The organism is Romboutsia sp. CE17, from assembly GCF_012317385.1.
Taxonomy (GTDB): domain Bacteria; phylum Bacillota; class Clostridia; order Peptostreptococcales; family Peptostreptococcaceae; genus Romboutsia_E.
On the sequence record NZ_CP051144.1, the window covers coordinates 1813043 to 1830059 of the forward strand.

The 17017-nt window shown below is 28.8% G+C and carries 14 protein-coding genes; 3 read left to right on the plus strand and 11 right to left on the minus strand.

Features of this window, described 5'->3' with window-relative positions; all coding sequences use genetic code 11:
- The first annotated feature begins 4 nt into the window (after nt 1-4).
- On the plus strand, nt 5-796 hold the full coding sequence (locus HF520_RS08680; protein WP_168573648.1) for a hypothetical protein: 792 nt from the start codon (nt 5-7) through the stop codon (nt 794-796).
- A 77-nt stretch (nt 797-873) separates the two neighbouring features.
- Here the strand turns inward: HF520_RS08680 and HF520_RS08685 are convergent, their stop codons facing one another.
- The 3 genes from HF520_RS08685 to HF520_RS08695 all read right to left on the minus strand — a co-directional run bounded on the left by HF520_RS08685 (nt 874) and on the right by HF520_RS08695 (nt 7145).
- On the minus strand, nt 874-3495 hold the full coding sequence (locus HF520_RS08685) for a cation-translocating P-type ATPase (RefSeq protein WP_168573649.1): 2622 nt from the start codon (nt 3493-3495) through the stop codon (nt 874-876).
- A gap of 334 nt (nt 3496-3829) precedes the next feature.
- Entirely contained in the window at nt 3830-6601 is a 2772-nt protein-coding gene (locus HF520_RS08690; RefSeq protein ID WP_168573650.1) for a calcium-translocating P-type ATPase, PMCA-type, read from the minus strand.
- Nucleotides 6602-6761: 160 nt separating this feature from the next.
- A complete protein-coding gene (locus HF520_RS08695) occupies nt 6762-7145 on the minus strand; it encodes a VOC family protein (protein ID WP_168573651.1) in 384 nt (127 codons plus the stop codon).
- A 514-nt stretch (nt 7146-7659) separates the two neighbouring features.
- On the opposite strand from HF520_RS08695, the gene HF520_RS08700 reads away from it, so the two are divergent.
- Nucleotides 7660-8901, plus strand: coding sequence for an IS256 family transposase (locus tag HF520_RS08700; RefSeq protein ID WP_168572333.1), 1242 nt, complete (start codon nt 7660-7662; stop codon nt 8899-8901).
- A gap of 227 nt (nt 8902-9128) precedes the next feature.
- Here the strand turns inward: HF520_RS08700 and HF520_RS08705 are convergent, their stop codons facing one another.
- From HF520_RS08705 to HF520_RS08715, 3 genes are read right to left on the minus strand one after another with little or no spacing between them, the layout of a single operon-like run.
- Entirely contained in the window at nt 9129-9509 is a 381-nt protein-coding gene (locus HF520_RS08705; protein WP_168573652.1) for a DUF1667 domain-containing protein, read from the minus strand.
- A 2-nt stretch (nt 9510-9511) separates the two neighbouring features.
- Nucleotides 9512-10756: an NAD(P)/FAD-dependent oxidoreductase gene (locus tag HF520_RS08710; RefSeq protein ID WP_168573653.1), complete on the minus strand. Its 1245-nt coding sequence runs from the start codon at nt 10754-10756 to the stop codon at nt 9512-9514.
- Nucleotides 10746-12203, minus strand: a complete 1458-nt coding sequence (locus HF520_RS08715) for an NAD(P)/FAD-dependent oxidoreductase (RefSeq protein ID WP_168573654.1) — start codon at nt 12201-12203, stop codon at nt 10746-10748. Before HF520_RS08715 ends, HF520_RS08710 begins: the two co-directional genes overlap by 11 nt.
- Before the next feature lie 441 nt (nt 12204-12644).
- On the opposite strand from HF520_RS08715, the gene HF520_RS08720 reads away from it, so the two are divergent.
- Complete coding sequence (locus HF520_RS08720) at nt 12645-13406, plus strand: DeoR/GlpR family DNA-binding transcription regulator (RefSeq protein ID WP_168573655.1); 762 nt, start codon at nt 12645-12647, stop codon at nt 13404-13406.
- Between the two features lie 334 nt (nt 13407-13740).
- Here HF520_RS08720 and dhaL read toward each other — a convergent pair whose 3' ends face one another.
- The 5 genes from dhaL to HF520_RS08745 are packed head-to-tail and all read right to left on the minus strand — an operon-like array spanning nt 13741 to nt 17009.
- On the minus strand, nt 13741-14397 hold the full coding sequence (gene dhaL, locus HF520_RS08725; protein ID WP_207710989.1) for a dihydroxyacetone kinase subunit DhaL: 657 nt from the start codon (nt 14395-14397) through the stop codon (nt 13741-13743).
- 57 nt (nt 14398-14454) lie between these two features.
- Nucleotides 14455-15450: a dihydroxyacetone kinase subunit DhaK gene (locus HF520_RS08730; RefSeq protein ID WP_168573656.1), complete on the minus strand. Its 996-nt coding sequence runs from the start codon at nt 15448-15450 to the stop codon at nt 14455-14457.
- Between the two features lie 53 nt (nt 15451-15503).
- Entirely contained in the window at nt 15504-15839 is a 336-nt protein-coding gene (locus HF520_RS08735; protein WP_168573657.1) for a Lin0368 family putative glycerol transporter subunit, read from the minus strand.
- A gap of 39 nt (nt 15840-15878) precedes the next feature.
- Complete coding sequence (locus HF520_RS08740) at nt 15879-16256, minus strand: Lin0368 family putative glycerol transporter subunit (RefSeq protein WP_168573658.1); 378 nt, start codon at nt 16254-16256, stop codon at nt 15879-15881.
- 60 nt (nt 16257-16316) lie between these two features.
- Nucleotides 16317-17009: an L-ribulose-5-phosphate 4-epimerase gene (locus tag HF520_RS08745; protein WP_168573659.1), complete on the minus strand. Its 693-nt coding sequence runs from the start codon at nt 17007-17009 to the stop codon at nt 16317-16319.
- Between the last annotated feature and the right edge of the window lie 8 nt (nt 17010-17017).

Below are 17017 nucleotides of genomic sequence, written 5' to 3' on the forward strand. Positions count from 1 at the left end.
AAAAATGAAAAAAAGAAAAATAACATTATTAACAATCTCAATAATATCTATTTTTCTTATAGGATACAATATAGTTAAACAAAAATTTATTTTAGCATCAACTATTTATTCTGTTCAAAAAAATATTGAAATAGGGAATTATAATATTGATATTATTCAATCAAAATTATATGAAAACTATCTGTTTACAAAGTATACTGTCGAGACTCTAGATAAATCAGAACTAAATCAAAATTTGCCTAAAATAAGTCCTCTTATATCTTCTAAACAAATAAATTCTATTAATTTACAAACCATTATTTTAGATGAGTATTTTATTTCTCAATATAAAAAAGAAATAACACTTATAAGCTTTTATGACAATAAAAATATTAATGATTTTGAAGTTAAATACTGTATAGAAGATATCCATTCTAACACTGTAGATGAAATATCTCTAAATAAAAAATATTATTTTGATGAATCTAATAACATAAATGATGGATATACTCTATTAAATAATGAGATTAATATAGGAGAGATAAAAATTAATTTTAAAGATTTTCTTATAAAAGATAAGCAAGGTATTTTATATTTCTCTAGCAAAGAAAAATACGAAATAGAAGATGATTACATTATAAAAATAAAATCAGGCGATTTTGAAGATATATTTTTTATAAATAGTATAAAAAACTCAGCATCTTATTACGTTCCTATAACATTCAATAATAAAGATATTAATCTTAATGACTTAGAAATAAGCATAATAAATACTAATAAAAATGATAAAACTTTAATCTATAAAAATAATCAATAAAATTATTATTTATTTTATAAAAATAATCCCTTAATTATATTTTTTTAATTAAGGGATTTATTATATATTATTTTAATTTATCTCTTTATAAATTTAGTAGATTCCATAGCTAAACTTGCAAATATTGCTAATCCAAAGCATATTATAAAACTACTTAAATCATAAGACATTGGTATATCAAACACACCTCTCATAAATGGAACTAATGTCAAGCTAAACATACCTAAACAAACTACCACTGCACCTAATGCATATTTATTGCTAGTAAATCCTAATTTAAATATTGTTTCCGTATTAGATCTAGAAGCAAATGTTTGGATAATTCTAGATAAAGTTAAAGTTGCAAATGCCATTGCTGTTCCTAATTCTGGAGAATGTTTCATTCCTATATATTGAGCAAGTATTGTAACTATACCTATAATACTTCCTCTTATTAATACAGTCTTTAATGTTCCACCAGCTAATATACTTTCATCTTGTTCTCTAGGAGGATTCTTCATAACTCCTTTTTCTGGTTTTTCAAAACCTAAAGCTATTGCAGGTAATGAATCTGTCACTAAATTTATAAACAATAATTGTAATGTCGTAAATGGATTTGCCCAATCTGCCATTACTGCAAATAATATTGCTATTATACCACCTAAATTTCCTGAGAATAAATAAGTTATAGATTTTTTAATATTGTTATAAACTGTTCTTCCTACCTCAATTGCATTTACTATTGTAGCAAAGTTATCATCTAAAAGTACCATTGCTGAAGCATCTTTTGCAACTTCTGTTCCACTACCCATTCCAATTCCTATATCAGCTTGCTTTAATGCTGGAGCATCATTTACTCCATCTCCTGTCATAGCTGTTATCTTTCCTTTTTTCTGCCATGCTTTTACTATTCTGATTTTATTTTCTGGTGAAACTCTTGCATATACCGATATATGCTCTAACTTTTCATCTAATTCTTCTTCGCTTAAGCTATCTAATTCTTGACCAGTTAGAGCTAAATCTCCATCAACCATTATACCTATATCTTTTGCTATTGCTGCAGCTGTAGTTTTATGATCACCTGTTATCATTACTGTTTTTATACCAGATTCTTTTGCTTCTCTTACAGCTTCATAAACCTCTTCTCTAGGAGGATCTATCATTGCCATTAAACCTATTAAAGTTAATTCATTTTCATCATCTAGCGATGGTACAAAATTTTCATCATCTATATTTTTAGTAGCAAATGCAAGAACTCTAAGAGCTTTATTTGAAAACTCTTCATTTATATTTTTATATTCATTTATTATATCTTCATTTATTGGTACTAATTCTCCATCATTTAATGCATATTTACATCTACTAAATATAACATCTGGAGCACCTTTTGTAAACATAAGTACATTTCCATCTACTTTATTTACAGTTGACATTAGCTTTCTATCACTATCAAAAGGTAATTCATTTAATCTATTATGTTTCTCTCTAATAGTCTTATAGTTTAAATTATTTTTGCTTGCATAATTTATAAGAGCAACTTCTGTTGGATCTCCTATTTCGACACCTTCATTAGTTATATCTGAATCGTTGCAAAGTATAGAAGCTAATGATAAAGCCATCTCTTGATTTGATGAGATATCCGTTGCTGCAACTTCACATCCATTTGTGTTATTAGCTAAAGCCAATTTTTTAACTCCGTACATATAATAATCCACTACAGTCATTTTATTTTGAGTAAGAGTTCCAGTTTTGTCTGTACATATTACACTTGTTGAACCTAAAGTTTCAACTGCTGGCAACTTTCTTATAACTGCTTGCTTTTTAGCCATAGTATTTGTTCCCATTGCTAAAACTATAGTAACTATAGAAGATAAAGCTTCTGGTATTGCTGCAACTGCTATTGCTATTGCAAACATGAATGAATCTACTATATTTCCACCTCTTATAACTTGAACTCCAAATATCAAAATTGATAGTCCAACTATACCTATTCCTAACTTTTTACCAAACTCATCTAGTTTCTTTTGAAGTGGCGTTTCTTTACTTTCTGCTGTATCCAGTAAATTCGCTATCTTACCAACCTCAGTATTCATACCACAATTAGTAACTACATATACAGCTCTACCATAAACTACCATGGAACCACTAAATACCATATTTTTTTGATCCCCTAAGGCACAGTCTTCATCTATTTTATTTTCATGTTTTAGTACTGGCTCAGATTCACCTGTTAGCATCCCTTCTACAACTTTAAAAGTTTGAGCTTCTATAATCCTTCCATCTGCAGGAACATAATCTCCAGCTTCAAGAATTACAATATCTCCAACTACTAATTCTCTAGATGGAACTGTTATCTTAAGTCCATCTCTAATAACTTTTGCATTTGGAACTGATAATTGCTTTAAACTCTCTAAAGAACCTTCTGCTTTTTTAGTTTGAACAACGCCTAATATTGAGTTTAATATTAAAACAGCAAATATTATACTTGACTCTACTACTTCACCTAAAAATATTTGAACTAAAGCTGCCATTAAAAGTATTACTACTAAAGGATCTTTAAAACTCTCTATAAACAGTTTCCATGTTGGAGTTTTTTCTTTTTCCTCTAACTCGTTATAGCCGTTTTCTTGTAATCTTTTTTGAGCTTCTTTTTGAGATAACCCTTCAAGATTACTCCCCATCTGTCTTATAATTTCTTCGCTTGTTTTTTTGTAAAACATACATTTCCCTCCAAATTTAAATTTTACAAATAAAAAAAGACCACCAAAGTAGATTTTATTCTACTCTGAAGGTCTTGCTAACAAGTTAATATACTCGCTAATCAACCGGGGTTTTATTCCGAATTGACGATTGATTATCACAATGAATTGTGAAAGCTACTCCCCTTCAAGGGAATTTTTTTATTTGTTATTATTATATACATAAAACATATTTAGTGCAACTATTTTTATGTTAAGTATTCGTTAAATTTAAAGTTAAACTTTACTCAATAATTTATATATATTATAGATCACAGTATTAGACGTTATATATCTAAATTTGATAATAATAGGCTTAAAATTTTCCTCTAACTATATTCCCCTGCTTCTTTATAACTCTAAAAATAAACTTAACTATCTCATTTAATACAAGAACCATTGATGATAATAATATTATTTTTATCCACATAGATACACTTAAGGCAACAGAATTGAAAAATCCTTTAAATACTTGAGTAAAAACTATCTGTGCAACTGCAGTCATAAATATAACTTCTAATGCTAACTTATTCTTAAATAAATTTGGTATTGTGCTATTAAGTCCAAATTCTCTACAATTTAAAGCATTAAATAATGCACTAAAAGCAAAAAGTGAAAATACAACAGTACCTTTCTCTTGTGGTGTAGCATTAAGTATATTAAAAAATTCTTGAAGATGAACTATAAACATTATAAGGAATGCATTAATAATAATATTAACATACATACTTCTAGCTATAATACCTGCATTTCTTTTTATTGGTTTTCTCTTAATGACATAATCTCGTACTGGTTCTAATCCTAATGCTAATGCTGGCGGTCCATCCATAATTATATTTACCCATAATAGTTGTATAGTAGTAAATGGCATTTCTCTTCCCATTATCTGTGATATTACCGCTATCATAAATGCTACTATATTTACAGTCAATTGAAATTGTATGAATCTTTGGAAGTTCTCATATATACCCCTTCCCCATTTAATTCCATCAACTATCGTACTAAAACTATCATCTGTTAATATTATATCCGATGCATTTTTTGAAACTTCTGTACCTGATATTCCCATTGAAATTCCAACATCTGCTTTACTTAAAGCTGGAGCATCGTTTATTCCATCTCCTGTAACTGCTACTACCTCTGAATTTGCTTGAAGGGCTTGTACTATTCGCATTTTTGTATCAGGCTTAGATCTAGCAACTATAGATATATCATTTATTTCTTCTCTTAATTCTTCATCTGTTAATATATCTATATAAGTTGCTTCAACAGCTTTTTTTCCATCATCTAAAAGACCTATTTCTTCACCTATAGCTACTGCTGTATTTATATTATCTCCTGTAAGCATTTTTACTTTTACACCTGCATCATAAGCTATTTGTATAGATTCTTTTACTCCATCTCTTAAAGGATCTATAATTCCTACAAAACCTCCAAATATTAAATTTCTATCATTTTCATAAGGTTCCAAACATTCGCTAATTGCTATTTCATCATCATATGTAGTTGCCACTTGCATAGCTGAAATGTCTATATTTTTATATGCAAAACCTAAAGTTCTCATAGATTTTAATTGAAGTTTTTTAATTTCTCGTAATAGTTCTTTTTTCATTTGAGATGTCATTTCTACAATATCTCTTCCTTTTTGCATATAAGCACATCTCTCTAAAAGTATTTCTGGTGCTCCTTTAGTTAAAAATACTCCATATCCTTCTTTATTTATTAATGATGACATTCTTTTTTTATCTGAACTAAATGGAATTTGAGATATTAAATTAGTTTCTTTTCTTAACTTATTATAATCTTTATTTCTATGATATAAAAGTAGAGCGCATTCTGTTGCACTTCCTATATACTTATAAGAGTTTTCCTCTTTTTCAATATCTGCAGTTGAGTTTACTATACAATTTTCTTCAAAATAACTATTACTCTTATATTCACTAGTATCAATATATTTACCATCTACATATGCAACTTCAACCATCATCTTATTTTGAGTTAATGTACCTGTTTTATCAGAACATATTACAGATACACATCCAATAGTTTCGCACGCCTCTTTTTTTGTTACTAAAGCATTTATCTTTGCCATCTTCTGCATAGTTATAGCAAGTGTAATATTAACCATAGTTGGTAATCCTTCTGGAACAGTAGCTACAATTAAAGCTATGCATACCATATATACATCTTTTGCTGGCTCTAATGACTTTAAGAATGCTAATATTCCAGATGTATCTAAGATAAGTTCACCATTAACACTCATTTTTATTATCATAAATGCAAATAATATGGATGCTATAATCCCAGAAATTACTGCTATTTTAGCTCCAAGTTTTCCAAGCTTTATTTGAAGGGGTGTTTGAATATCATCAGAACCTATATTTTGTGCTATTTTACCCATTTCAGTTTTATCACCTGTGGAAGTTACTACCATCATCCCTCTACCATAAGCAACAAGAGTTCCTCCAAATACCATATTTACCTGTTTTGCTGGAATGGTTTCTTGTTCTATTATTTCAGTTTTACCATAGACAACTTCCATATCTATAATTTTTTCTGAATCTTTAACAACATCTGCTGATTCTCCAGTAAGCATGTCCTCTCTTACTTTTAAATTTATTGATTCTATAAGCCTACCATCGGCAGGTATCATATCTCCACTTTCTATATAAACAATATCACCAGGAACTAAATCTCTCTTAGGTACTTGATGAATATTACCATTTCTCAATACTTTAACTTCTATATTTTCAGTTAATTTTGAAAGTGCTTGTGCTGCCTTTTTAGATTTACTCTCTGTAGCAGCCCCTATAGCTAGTCCTAAAATAACAGCACCTAAAATTCCAATAGCGTCATGAACTTCGCCTACAAAAGAACTTATAACAGCTGCTGCCAGTAGAATAAGTATCATTGGTTCCATAATACTGTCACTAATTTCTTCTATTAAAGACTTACCTTCTTTAACTTTAAATTCATTAAATCCATATTTTTTTATTCTCTCATCTACGTCATTAGCACTTAGTCCAACTTCTGAATTTACTTTTAAATACTTTAAGGTTTCATCACTTGATTTGTTATAGTATCTCATTTGTTTATTCCCCCCTGTAACATTCCTTTCAAACTTATAAATATATATGTAATTTTATATTCTTATATGCATATGTTTTGGAATAAATATAAAAAAACATGTCTCAAAATTTTAATTTAGATATTTCTAAATTCTTTTGAAACATGTTTTCTTATTCATATTAAAATTTATCTTCTCTTATTAAATAATCATTTCCATCTTGGTCTTTAAACGAGAACATTCTTCCATAAGGCATTGTCATTATCTTATCAACAATTACTCCATTTGACTTCATATTGTTATATGTAGTATCTATATCATCTGTACTTAAGATAATATTTGGATGTCCTAAACTAGCATTTGGATTTTGAATCTTCATCATATTTTTATCATATAAAATAAACGTAGTAAATTCATCTTCATTAGGTCCAACTTCTATCCACTTCATATTAGGCCCCATAGCTTGTTCAAACTTTACTATAAAATTTAATTTTTCAGTCCAAAATCTTTTAGCTTCTTCTTGATTGTTTACATATATAGTTATTTTCCCTATTTTTTTTATCATGTTTTTCTCCTAAAATAATTTTAATTTGTTTATTTATTAATACTTTATTTAATTTTCAATCTTACTGATATCAACAAAATAAATTAAAATACATATATTTATATTGACATAAAAAATATATATTAACAAGGGTTTGTTAGAAAATATGTATAATAACTATTTGAAAGTATATAAATTAATTTAGATCTAAATTTGAAAAATTTATTTTTGATAATTGTTATGATAATAAATTTTAATCCTTCTGAATTTTTTATGGTAGTAGATAAGACAAATAATTAGATAATATCTAGATTTAAAATAACTTTCTAAAATAGATGAATAAGATTTAGAGCTGTTTATATAGATTTTATAAATATACAATTATTAAAATGACAATATTAAGAAAAAAGAGAATCTAATTAGATTCGGGACTGTAGGTAGTTTTGTGTAAATACAAACTTACCTACAGTCTTTTTTGAATGTAAAATTGGTAAGTTTGGAATAATATTCATATTAAACTTTTGGAGGTAAAGAAATGAAAGATCAAAGAGAAATAATTATTCCAGATTTAGACTACCAAGCTGAAGTAAGAAAATGTAAAACCATGGAAGATGTAGTTGGTAAAAATGGATTAATGCAAAAGCTGTTCAAAGATATTATCCAACAATTGCTAGAAGCAGAAATGGAAGAACATCTGGGAAGAGAAAGGCATGAAAGAAGTAATGAAGCTAATCCAAACTATAGGAATGGATATAGTTCTAAGACTATTGAAAGTAGTTTTGGTGAAGTTGGCCTAGATATACCAAGAGATAGAAAAGCACAATTTGAACCGAAGGTTGTTAAAAAGTATGAAACTGTATGTAATGAACTAGATAAAAAAATAATAGGTCTTTATGCCTGTGGTATGAGTGTAAGAGATATCCAATCTGAAATGGAAGAACTATATGGCATTGATGTGTCTCCTGCAATGATATCTAAGATAACAGATAAGGTTGTAGAGGCTGCCGCCGAATGGCAAAGCAGAGAACTTGATGAAATATACCCAATCGTATATATGGATGCTATGCATTTTAAAGTAAGAGATGATAATAAAATAGTTTCAAAGGCAGCATATATATGTATGGCTTTAGATATGAAAGGAAAAAAAGATATATTAGGTATTTGGATTGGTGAATCAGAAGGCGCAAAATTTTGGCTATCAGTTTGTAATGATTTGAAAAATAGAGGCGTAGATGATATTTTAATTGCATGTATGGATGGTTTAAAAGGTCTACCTGAAGCAATTAAAACTGTATATCCAGATGTAAGTATTCAAACTTGTATAGTTCATCAAATTAGAAACTCTCTTAAATATATAGCATCAAAAGATCAGAGAGAGTTTATGAAAGATTTAAAAAGTGTTTATAGGGCATTTAACGAAGAAACAGCACTTAAAAATTTAGATATTCTTAAGGAGAAATGGTATTCAAAATATTCTGTTGTAATAGATTCATGGTACAATAACTGGAGTAATCTGAATACGTATTTTGAATATCCACATGAAATTAGAAGAATTATTTATACTACAAATGCTCTTGAGGGATTTAATAGACAGTTAAGAAAATATACTAAGGTAAGAACTGTATTTCCAACAGATGAGTCACTAAGAAAATCACTATATTTATCTACCATGAAAATTATGGAGAAATGGACCTCTCCAAACCAAAATTGGGCGTCTACTTTAGGACAGCTTACAATTATGTTTGGAGAAAGGATACCTAACTCTTACACAATATAAATTTTTTTAAAATTATGGAAAATTTAGTGTATAAATAACTAAATTAAACACATAATAATTGTGTAAAGAATTCCAGTATTAGTATTTCTCAAAAATAAAAAAATATTACTGGAATTTGAAATTTCCAGTAATATAAATTATAAAAAATCTTATTTACACAAATCTATAGACATTCTCTTTTTTTAGCTATAGTATACTATTTTTTTTAATATAATTTTCCTAAATAATTATAAGGCTTCTACACTCTTAGAACTTATTATATTTACTCCTGTATTAAGAACATTTTCTATAATTATATCACCAACATTAACTGGTGCAGTTATTTTTAATTTATCCAATTCTTTCATAATATCAAACATCATTCCTTTTGGAATAGAATCATCAGTTTTAACTGGAAGTAGTTGTAAATATGAGTTTTCAAGCTTTACGGTAGTAGTTATTACTCTCTTTGGATTAGTAAGCTCTTCTTTTGCATACTTTTCACCTCTTTTGCAAGTATTTCCCTCTACTTTGAATTCATCTCCTATATGCTCTAGACTTAATTGACATCCCATAGGGCATACTATGCAAGTTAATTCTGTTTTGACTAAAGTTCCAACCGCACTCATACTTAAGCCTCCTCTATACTTATAGATATATTTCCTGTAATATTTTTTAATATATCTTTACTTATATTAATACTTTCCATTTCAGATGGAATCATATGCTTTCTTTTCTTTTCTAAAACAACCTTATCATCACTTTTAACAACTAATTTTTTATTTTTATATATGTTTCTAACTCTCATAAATAAGTTAATATCTTCATCAGTTTTTGTATCTATATTTTGAGGAACTATATAACCAATTCCATCTCCTGCTATAGTATTAACTGTTTCATTTTTTTCTAATTTATTTAAACAGTACATAGCTGCATTTTTTCCTGCTACTTTACTTTCCTTAGTAACAAAATCTACTAAATCATGAACATGAACTACATTACCACAAGCGAATACTCCATCAATGTTAGTTAGCATAGAATTGTTTACTATAGGTCCACTAGTTCTCATATCTAAATTTACTCCTGCATCAACACTAAGTTCGTTTTCTGGTATTAATCCAACTGACAGTAATACTGTATCACATTCTATAAACTCATCTTCTCCCGGTATTGGATTTCTATTTTCATCTAATTTAGAAAGTGTTACACCTGTTACTCTATTTTTACCATGTATGTAGCTTATAGATGTACTTAATTTTAAAGGTATATCAAAGTCATTCAAACATTGTACTATATTTCTAGTAAGACCACTTGAATGTGGATTTATTTCTACTACAGCCTTTACTTTTGCTCCTTCCAAAGTCATACGTCTAGCCATTATTAATCCTATATCTCCAGATCCATATATAACTATTTCTTTACCTACCATATAACCATCCATATTGCTAAGCCTTTGAGCTGCTCCTGCTGTGTATACTCCTGCAGGTCTATATCCAGGTATGTCTATAGCACCTCTAGTCCTCTCTCTACATCCCATAGCTAAAATTATTGCATCAGATTCAATATTTATCAGTCCTTCTTCTCCAAGTGCTTCTATAGTTTTATCTTCATTTATATTAAGAACCATAGTATTTAACATATAGTCTATATTTTCTTCTTTTACCATATTTATAAATCTACCAGCATATTCCGGACCTGTTAACTCTTCTTTAAATACATGAAGACCAAAACCATTGTGTATACATTGGTTAAGTATTCCACCAAGCTCTCTATCTCTTTCTATTATAAGAACATCTCCAGCGCCATTTCTCTTAGCTTCAAGCGCAGCACCTAGACCTGCAGGTCCTCCTCCAATAACTACAACATTATATCTCAACTAACTCACCCCTTAACTCTTTTACTTTTCCTAATACTACATTTGAATTTTCATAATCCTTTAAAATATCTTCAACTGGTATATGCAATTCTCTTGATAGTATTTCTATTACTTTAGGTCCACAGAATCCTCCTTGGCATCTTCCCATTCCTGGTCTTACCCTTCTTTTTACACCATCTACAGTTCTCGCTCCACAAGGTCTATTTATAGCATCTACAATTTCCCCTTCTGTAACACTTTCACATCTACATATTATTTTTTTATATCTTTCATCTTGTTTTATTATCTCTTCTTTTTCTTCTTTACTCATATAAATAAATGGCTTATATTTTTCTCTTATTGGATTGAAATTTGTTTTTTCTTCTAATACTAAACCTTCTTCTCTTAAAATTCCCATTACATATTCTGCTATTGCTGGTGCTGATGCTAACCCTGGAGATTCTATTCCACCTACATTTATAAAGTTTTTAGATATTTTTGATGCAAATATGCAAAAATCTCCTGTTGAAGATGTTGCTCTAAGCCCTGAGAAAGATGTTATTGTCTTTCTAAAATCTATAGTATCAATAGTTTTTCTTGAAGCTTCTACTATTTCATTTATTCCATCTTTTGTAGTTGTTATATCTTCTTTATCATTAACTTCATTTGCATTTGGACCTACTAATAAATTTCCATGTACAGTTTGTGTTACTAGTACACCCTTTCCTTTGATACTTGGACATTGGAATAAAACATGATTAGCTATTTTACCTTCTGACTTATCAAGAATTTTATATTCTCCCTTTCTTGCAGTTATACGATACTCATTTCCACCAATCATTTTATTTATTTTGTCAGCATATACACCTGCAGCATTTATTATATATTTAGCTTTTATATTCCCCTTTGAAGTTATTATATTAAATAACTCGTCTTCCTTTCTTATTCCTAAGACTTCTGATTGAAGATTTAATTCAACTCCATTATTTATAGCATTTTCCATAAGGGCTATATTTAAATTAAACGGACATACTATTCCTGCACTTTCACAAAGTAGTGCTCCAACAACATTTTTATTTACATTTGGCTCTATATCTAATACTTCTTCTTTGTTTAATAATTTAAGTCCTTTTGAATTATTTTTTACTCCTCTTTTATAAAGCTCTTCTATATGCTTTTGCTCTTCTTCATTAAATGCAAGAACTAAGGATCCAATTTGTTTAAATTCTACATTTAAATCTTTGCATAATTTTGGATACAACTCATTACCTCTTACATTTAACTTTGCTTTTAGACTTCCTTCTTTTGCATCAAACCCACCATGAACTATAGCACTATTAGCCTTAGTTGTTCCTTGGCATACTTCAACACCCTTTTCAAGCACTACAATATTTAAGTTATATTTAGATAGTTCTCTTGCTATTGAGCTACCTGTTATACCAGCCCCAATTATTGCTACATCATACATATATTTTCCCTCCAGTATTTAGCTTATTTTCGTAAAAAAAACATAAAGAGCCCCCTACACGACTTATTTGTATAGGAGGCTCTCTTTACTCTTAGCCTAAGTATTTATTTTTAAACTTTAACGTTTTCTTTTATTAATTAAATTATAGCTGACGATTATTTAATATGCAACATTATATTTTTTATATATCCCTAATTGCATTTTATCTTTATATTCTCGTCAATCTTTGATACTCTATCTAAAAATAAATTATAGTCTTATATCTTTTTATGATCAATTGTAAATTTAAATACATAATTATCAAACTTTTTTCTAATTCAAATATTTTGTTATTAATATAGCATCCATAACCAATCGATATAAATTGTATTTTTATTTTCAATATGATATAGTTTAAATTATAACAAACAAAATAAATACGTGTTCTGGAGGTGATATCTTATGCTAACACTTGATCGTCATAATAAAATAATAGAGTTATTAAATAAAAATATTAGAATGACTACAAACGAACTTTGTGAACAATTAAATGTATCTGCAGCAACTATTAGAAATGATCTCAATTTTTTAGAAAAAGAACAGCTCGTAAAAAAATTTCATGGCGGTGCAGCATTATTAAATCAATCTAACAATCTTGAATTCCATAAAAGAGATAAGCTTAATAATTTCGAAAAAGATGCAATAGCTAATGAAGCAATACAATTAATACAAAATGATCAATGCATTTTATTGGATGCAAGCTCAACATCTTTGGCTTTGGCAAAAAAATTACATATTTTTGATAGATTAACAGTAGTTACTAATGGTATTTATACAATGTTAGCCCTAAAGGATGTACCTAACATTACAGTTATATTCATAGGTGGTATTGTTACTAAAAACTCAGGATGTACTGAAGGTCTACTAGGTTGTGATTTGTTAAGTAAAGTGAATGCAGATGTTTCTTTTATATCAGCTCATGGTTTTACTTTAGATGAAGGCTTAACAGATTTTAATATATATGAAGTTGAATTAAAAAAACAAATGTTAAAAAGATCTAAAAAATTAGTTGCTCTATTAGACTCTACCAAATTAGAAAAAGTGTCAACTGCATCCTTTATAAAATCTACGGATATAGATTTATTAATAACAGATAAAAAGGCTGACTCATTAATTATAGAAAAATACCGAAATGCTGGTTTAAACGTTAATATATGCCAATAAATATACTATTTAGATTGTTTAAGAAACAATTAAAAGCTAATCCATATATTGTGTCGGATCTAGCTTTTTTTAATTCCATTAATCAATATAGTTATTATAATGATTCTATAGCTTTTTACTAAATTTAAGTTTATAATTAGTTCTAAATCTTAAAATAGTTCATTTAATACACTTAATCTTATTTGAATCAATATCAAATAATATGTTTATAAAAATTTTTCTTGGATTTATAATTTCATAAAAAATCCTATATTGATATACACGCTTTTTCTCGTGTCTACCATATAGGATATATTTTCAAATTAATCTTTATTTTTATCTTATCTTAGTTGTATTATTGTTTATTTATATAATCTTTTAAATTGTTATTAAATACCTCTAGTATGTAACATGATGATGCTGCACCTGGGTCCATATGACCAATTGACCTTTCTCCTAACCTCATTGCTCTACCTTTTTGAGCAACAATATCTATAGTACGTTCTGCTCCAGTATTAGCTGCTCTTACAAAATTTTCAAAGCATTCTTCTGGCTCTAACCCTAATTCTATAGATTTTGTAAATTCATCTAAAGCCGGTCTTAATGCATCAACCATTGTTTTTTCTCCAACAACAGCCTTACCTCTTGATTCTATTGCCTCTATACCTATTTTAAACATTTGATAAAATTCACTAAAATTAACTTCATTTTTGTTAGCTGCTGGTACTCCAAATTTCATAAAGAAACTTCCGTATAATGGTCCAGAAGAACCTCCTACCTTACCTAATAAACTCATTCCAACTTTTTTAAATAAAGCAGTTAAATCTAACTCCTCCCATGTTGGAAGTTGCTTCATAACTTCTCTGAAACCTATATTTAAATTTATACCATGATCACCATCTCCTATTTCAGAGTCTAGCTTAGTAAAATATTCATTTTTTTCTTCAACCATTTTTGCTAAATCTTTTATTACATTTATAAAATAACTTTTATCCAAACTTATATTAGTCACAATCTCCACTCCCTTTGATTATTAAAATAATTTTTGAAAACATTTTCATATAATTTATTATTTTATTGTAAAATATGGAGTGTCACATGGATAATCCATAGCTTCTTTTAACTCATCATCAAGCTTTAATAAAGTAACAGACATTCCACACATATCCATAGAAGATGCATATGTACCTACTAAGGATTTGTATACTTTTATACCTTTTTCTATTAGTATGTCGTGTACTTTTCTATAACACACATGTAAATCCATTAATGGAGTTCCACCAAGACCATTAACTAATACATATACTTCATCACCATTTTCATAAGGTAAGTCTGGTAGTATATTTTCCATTATTTCAGTCATTACTTCGTCAGCTGAACGTAGCTTTTCTCTTTTTATTCCGGGTTCTCCATGTATTCCCATACCTATTTCCATATCTCCTTCTTCCATTTCAAAGATACATTTTCCAGCAACAGGTAGTGTAGATGAAGACATTGCAACCCCCATAGATCTACAGTTTGCATTTGTCTTTTCCGCTATGGCTTTAACTTCATCTAAATCTGCACCCATAGCTGCTTTAGCAGATGCAGTTTTAAATACAAATAAGTCTCCTGCAACTCCCCTTCTATTAGCTATATCTTTAGAAGATATGCAATCGTCAGTTACAAGAACAGTTTCAACTCTTATACCTTCTTCTTTTGCCATTTCTGCACCCATATCAAAATTCATTACATCTCCAGCATAATTTCCATACATATATAAGCACCCTTTACCAGAATCAACTGCTTTTGCAGCATTATAGCAAGGTTCTGGAGATGGGGAGGTATTTATATTTCCTATTACTGCTGCATCAGCAAAGTTCTCTCCAACATATCCTAAGAATAAAGGTTCATGTCCAGACCCTCCACCTATTATTATACCAACTTTATCAGTTTTAGGTGCTTTATTGTAAACAACTACTCTTTTATCATTTTCTAAAAGATGTACTGTTTCTTTATGAGCTTTTTCATATCCGTCTAACATTTCTTCAACTATATCATATGGATCATTAAATAATCTTCTCATATTTTCCCCCTAAAATTCCCTTATTTTTTAATTTATTACTTTCTGTTTTAAAATTATAAAATAAATGATAATGCAGTACCTGCTATTATACCACCTATTATAGTTCCACATATTGTCGGAACACATTTTTTTAAACTAGCACCATTCATTGTAGAAAATGTAAGACCACCAAAGCACGCTGCTATTGCCATATCCATCCATATTCCTCCGCCTTGATGTACTAAATTTATTCCATGATTTAAAGCCCAAGTAGTTCCAACAAGTGTACCTGCTGCAATCCATCCTCCTATTGGACCAAAATTATCAACTAGTTTTCCCCAAACAAAGTTGCATAGAAAAGCAAATACAGCTCCTCCTAAAATTGTAGTAAATATAAATTGCACGGTCATAACAATACCTCCACTATATTTTATAATATATTTTATAACTTAAGCATTTAGAGATTCTTCACTATCTTTTTCCATGCTTTTTTGAGCTACATAAGCTAATACTCCCCCAATAACTCCTCCTACTGCTAAACAAATAAATGTTGGTATTGAAGCTGATAACTCTGCTGTACCTTTCATCATTAAATCTCTGACTATACAAGTTGTACCTATTGCAGTTGCCATATCTACAAAAGATCCCTCAGCTGAGTTGTGTATAAGTCCAACATAGTGATTCATAAACCACAATAACCCTATTATAACTAAAGCTGCAAACCATCCTCCTATTATTCCATATGGTTCTCCTGCAAATGCTCCCCATATTCCGCCTGCAAATAATCCTGCTATAGTTCCACCTATAGCCGTTCTAAAAATAGCCATAATATTAAATCCCCTCTCTAATTTAAATAATAGGTAAATTTATAAATATATCTCTTTATATTACTGACCGTAGTAAGCGTTTTCCCCATGTTTACGAAGATAGTGCTTATCTAATATATAATCATTTATATTACTTACATTTGGATTTAAGCTTTTTGATATAAAGTTAATTTTTGCAACTTCTTCTAATACTACTGCATTGTATACTGCATTTTTTGCATCTTTTCCCCATGAAAATGGTCCGTGACTAGCTACTAATATTCCTGGTACACTTAATGGTTGTATATTTCTTTTTTCTAATTCTTCAAGTATTACTAATCCAGTGTTTTTTTCATAATCATATTCTACTTCATTTTTTGTTAATTCTCTAGTACATGGTATATCTCCATAAAAATAATCACTGTGAGTAGTTCCTAGCGGTACAATATCCAATTTTGCTTGAGCCCATCCTGTAGCCCATGTTGAATGAGTATGAACTATTCCACCTATTTCATCATACTTTTTATATAATTCAATATGAGTCTGAGTATCTGATGATGGTTTTAAATTTCCTTCAACTACATTTCCATCAAAATCTACTACTACCATATCATTTTCAGTCATTTCATCATAACTAACGCCACTTGGTTTTATTACTATTAAATTATTTTTTCTGTCTATTCCGCTTACATTTCCCCAAGTAAATATTACTAAATTATGTTTTACTAGTTCTAAATTAGCTTCAAAAACTTCCTTTTTTAAATTCTCAAGCATAATATTCC

Bases quoted from the DNA above. Each gene is read 5' to 3' on its own strand.
- HF520_RS08680 (WP_168573648.1), top strand. From the start codon at position 5: ATGAAAAAAAGAAAAATAACATTATTAACAATCTCAATAATATCTATT.
- HF520_RS08685 (WP_168573649.1), bottom strand. From the start codon at position 3,495: ATGTTTTACAAAAAAACAAGCGAAGAAATTATAAGACAGATGGGGAGT.
- HF520_RS08690 (WP_168573650.1), bottom strand. From the start codon at position 6,601: ATGAGATACTATAACAAATCAAGTGATGAAACCTTAAAGTATTTAAAA.
- HF520_RS08695 (WP_168573651.1), bottom strand. From the start codon at position 7,145: ATGATAAAAAAAATAGGGAAAATAACTATATATGTAAACAATCAAGAA.
- HF520_RS08700 (WP_168572333.1), top strand. From the start codon at position 7,660: ATGAAAGATCAAAGAGAAATAATTATTCCAGATTTAGACTACCAAGCT.
- HF520_RS08705 (WP_168573652.1), bottom strand. From the start codon at position 9,509: ATGAGTGCGGTTGGAACTTTAGTCAAAACAGAATTAACTTGCATAGTA.
- HF520_RS08715 (WP_168573654.1), bottom strand. From the start codon at position 12,203: ATGTATGATGTAGCAATAATTGGGGCTGGTATAACAGGTAGCTCAATA.
- HF520_RS08720 (WP_168573655.1), top strand. From the start codon at position 12,645: ATGCTAACACTTGATCGTCATAATAAAATAATAGAGTTATTAAATAAA.
- HF520_RS08730 (WP_168573656.1), bottom strand. From the start codon at position 15,450: ATGAGAAGATTATTTAATGATCCATATGATATAGTTGAAGAAATGTTA.
- HF520_RS08735 (WP_168573657.1), bottom strand. From the start codon at position 15,839: ATGACCGTGCAATTTATATTTACTACAATTTTAGGAGGAGCTGTATTT.
- HF520_RS08740 (WP_168573658.1), bottom strand. From the start codon at position 16,256: ATGGCTATTTTTAGAACGGCTATAGGTGGAACTATAGCAGGATTATTT.
- HF520_RS08745 (WP_168573659.1), bottom strand. From the start codon at position 17,009: ATGCTTGAGAATTTAAAAAAGGAAGTTTTTGAAGCTAATTTAGAACTA.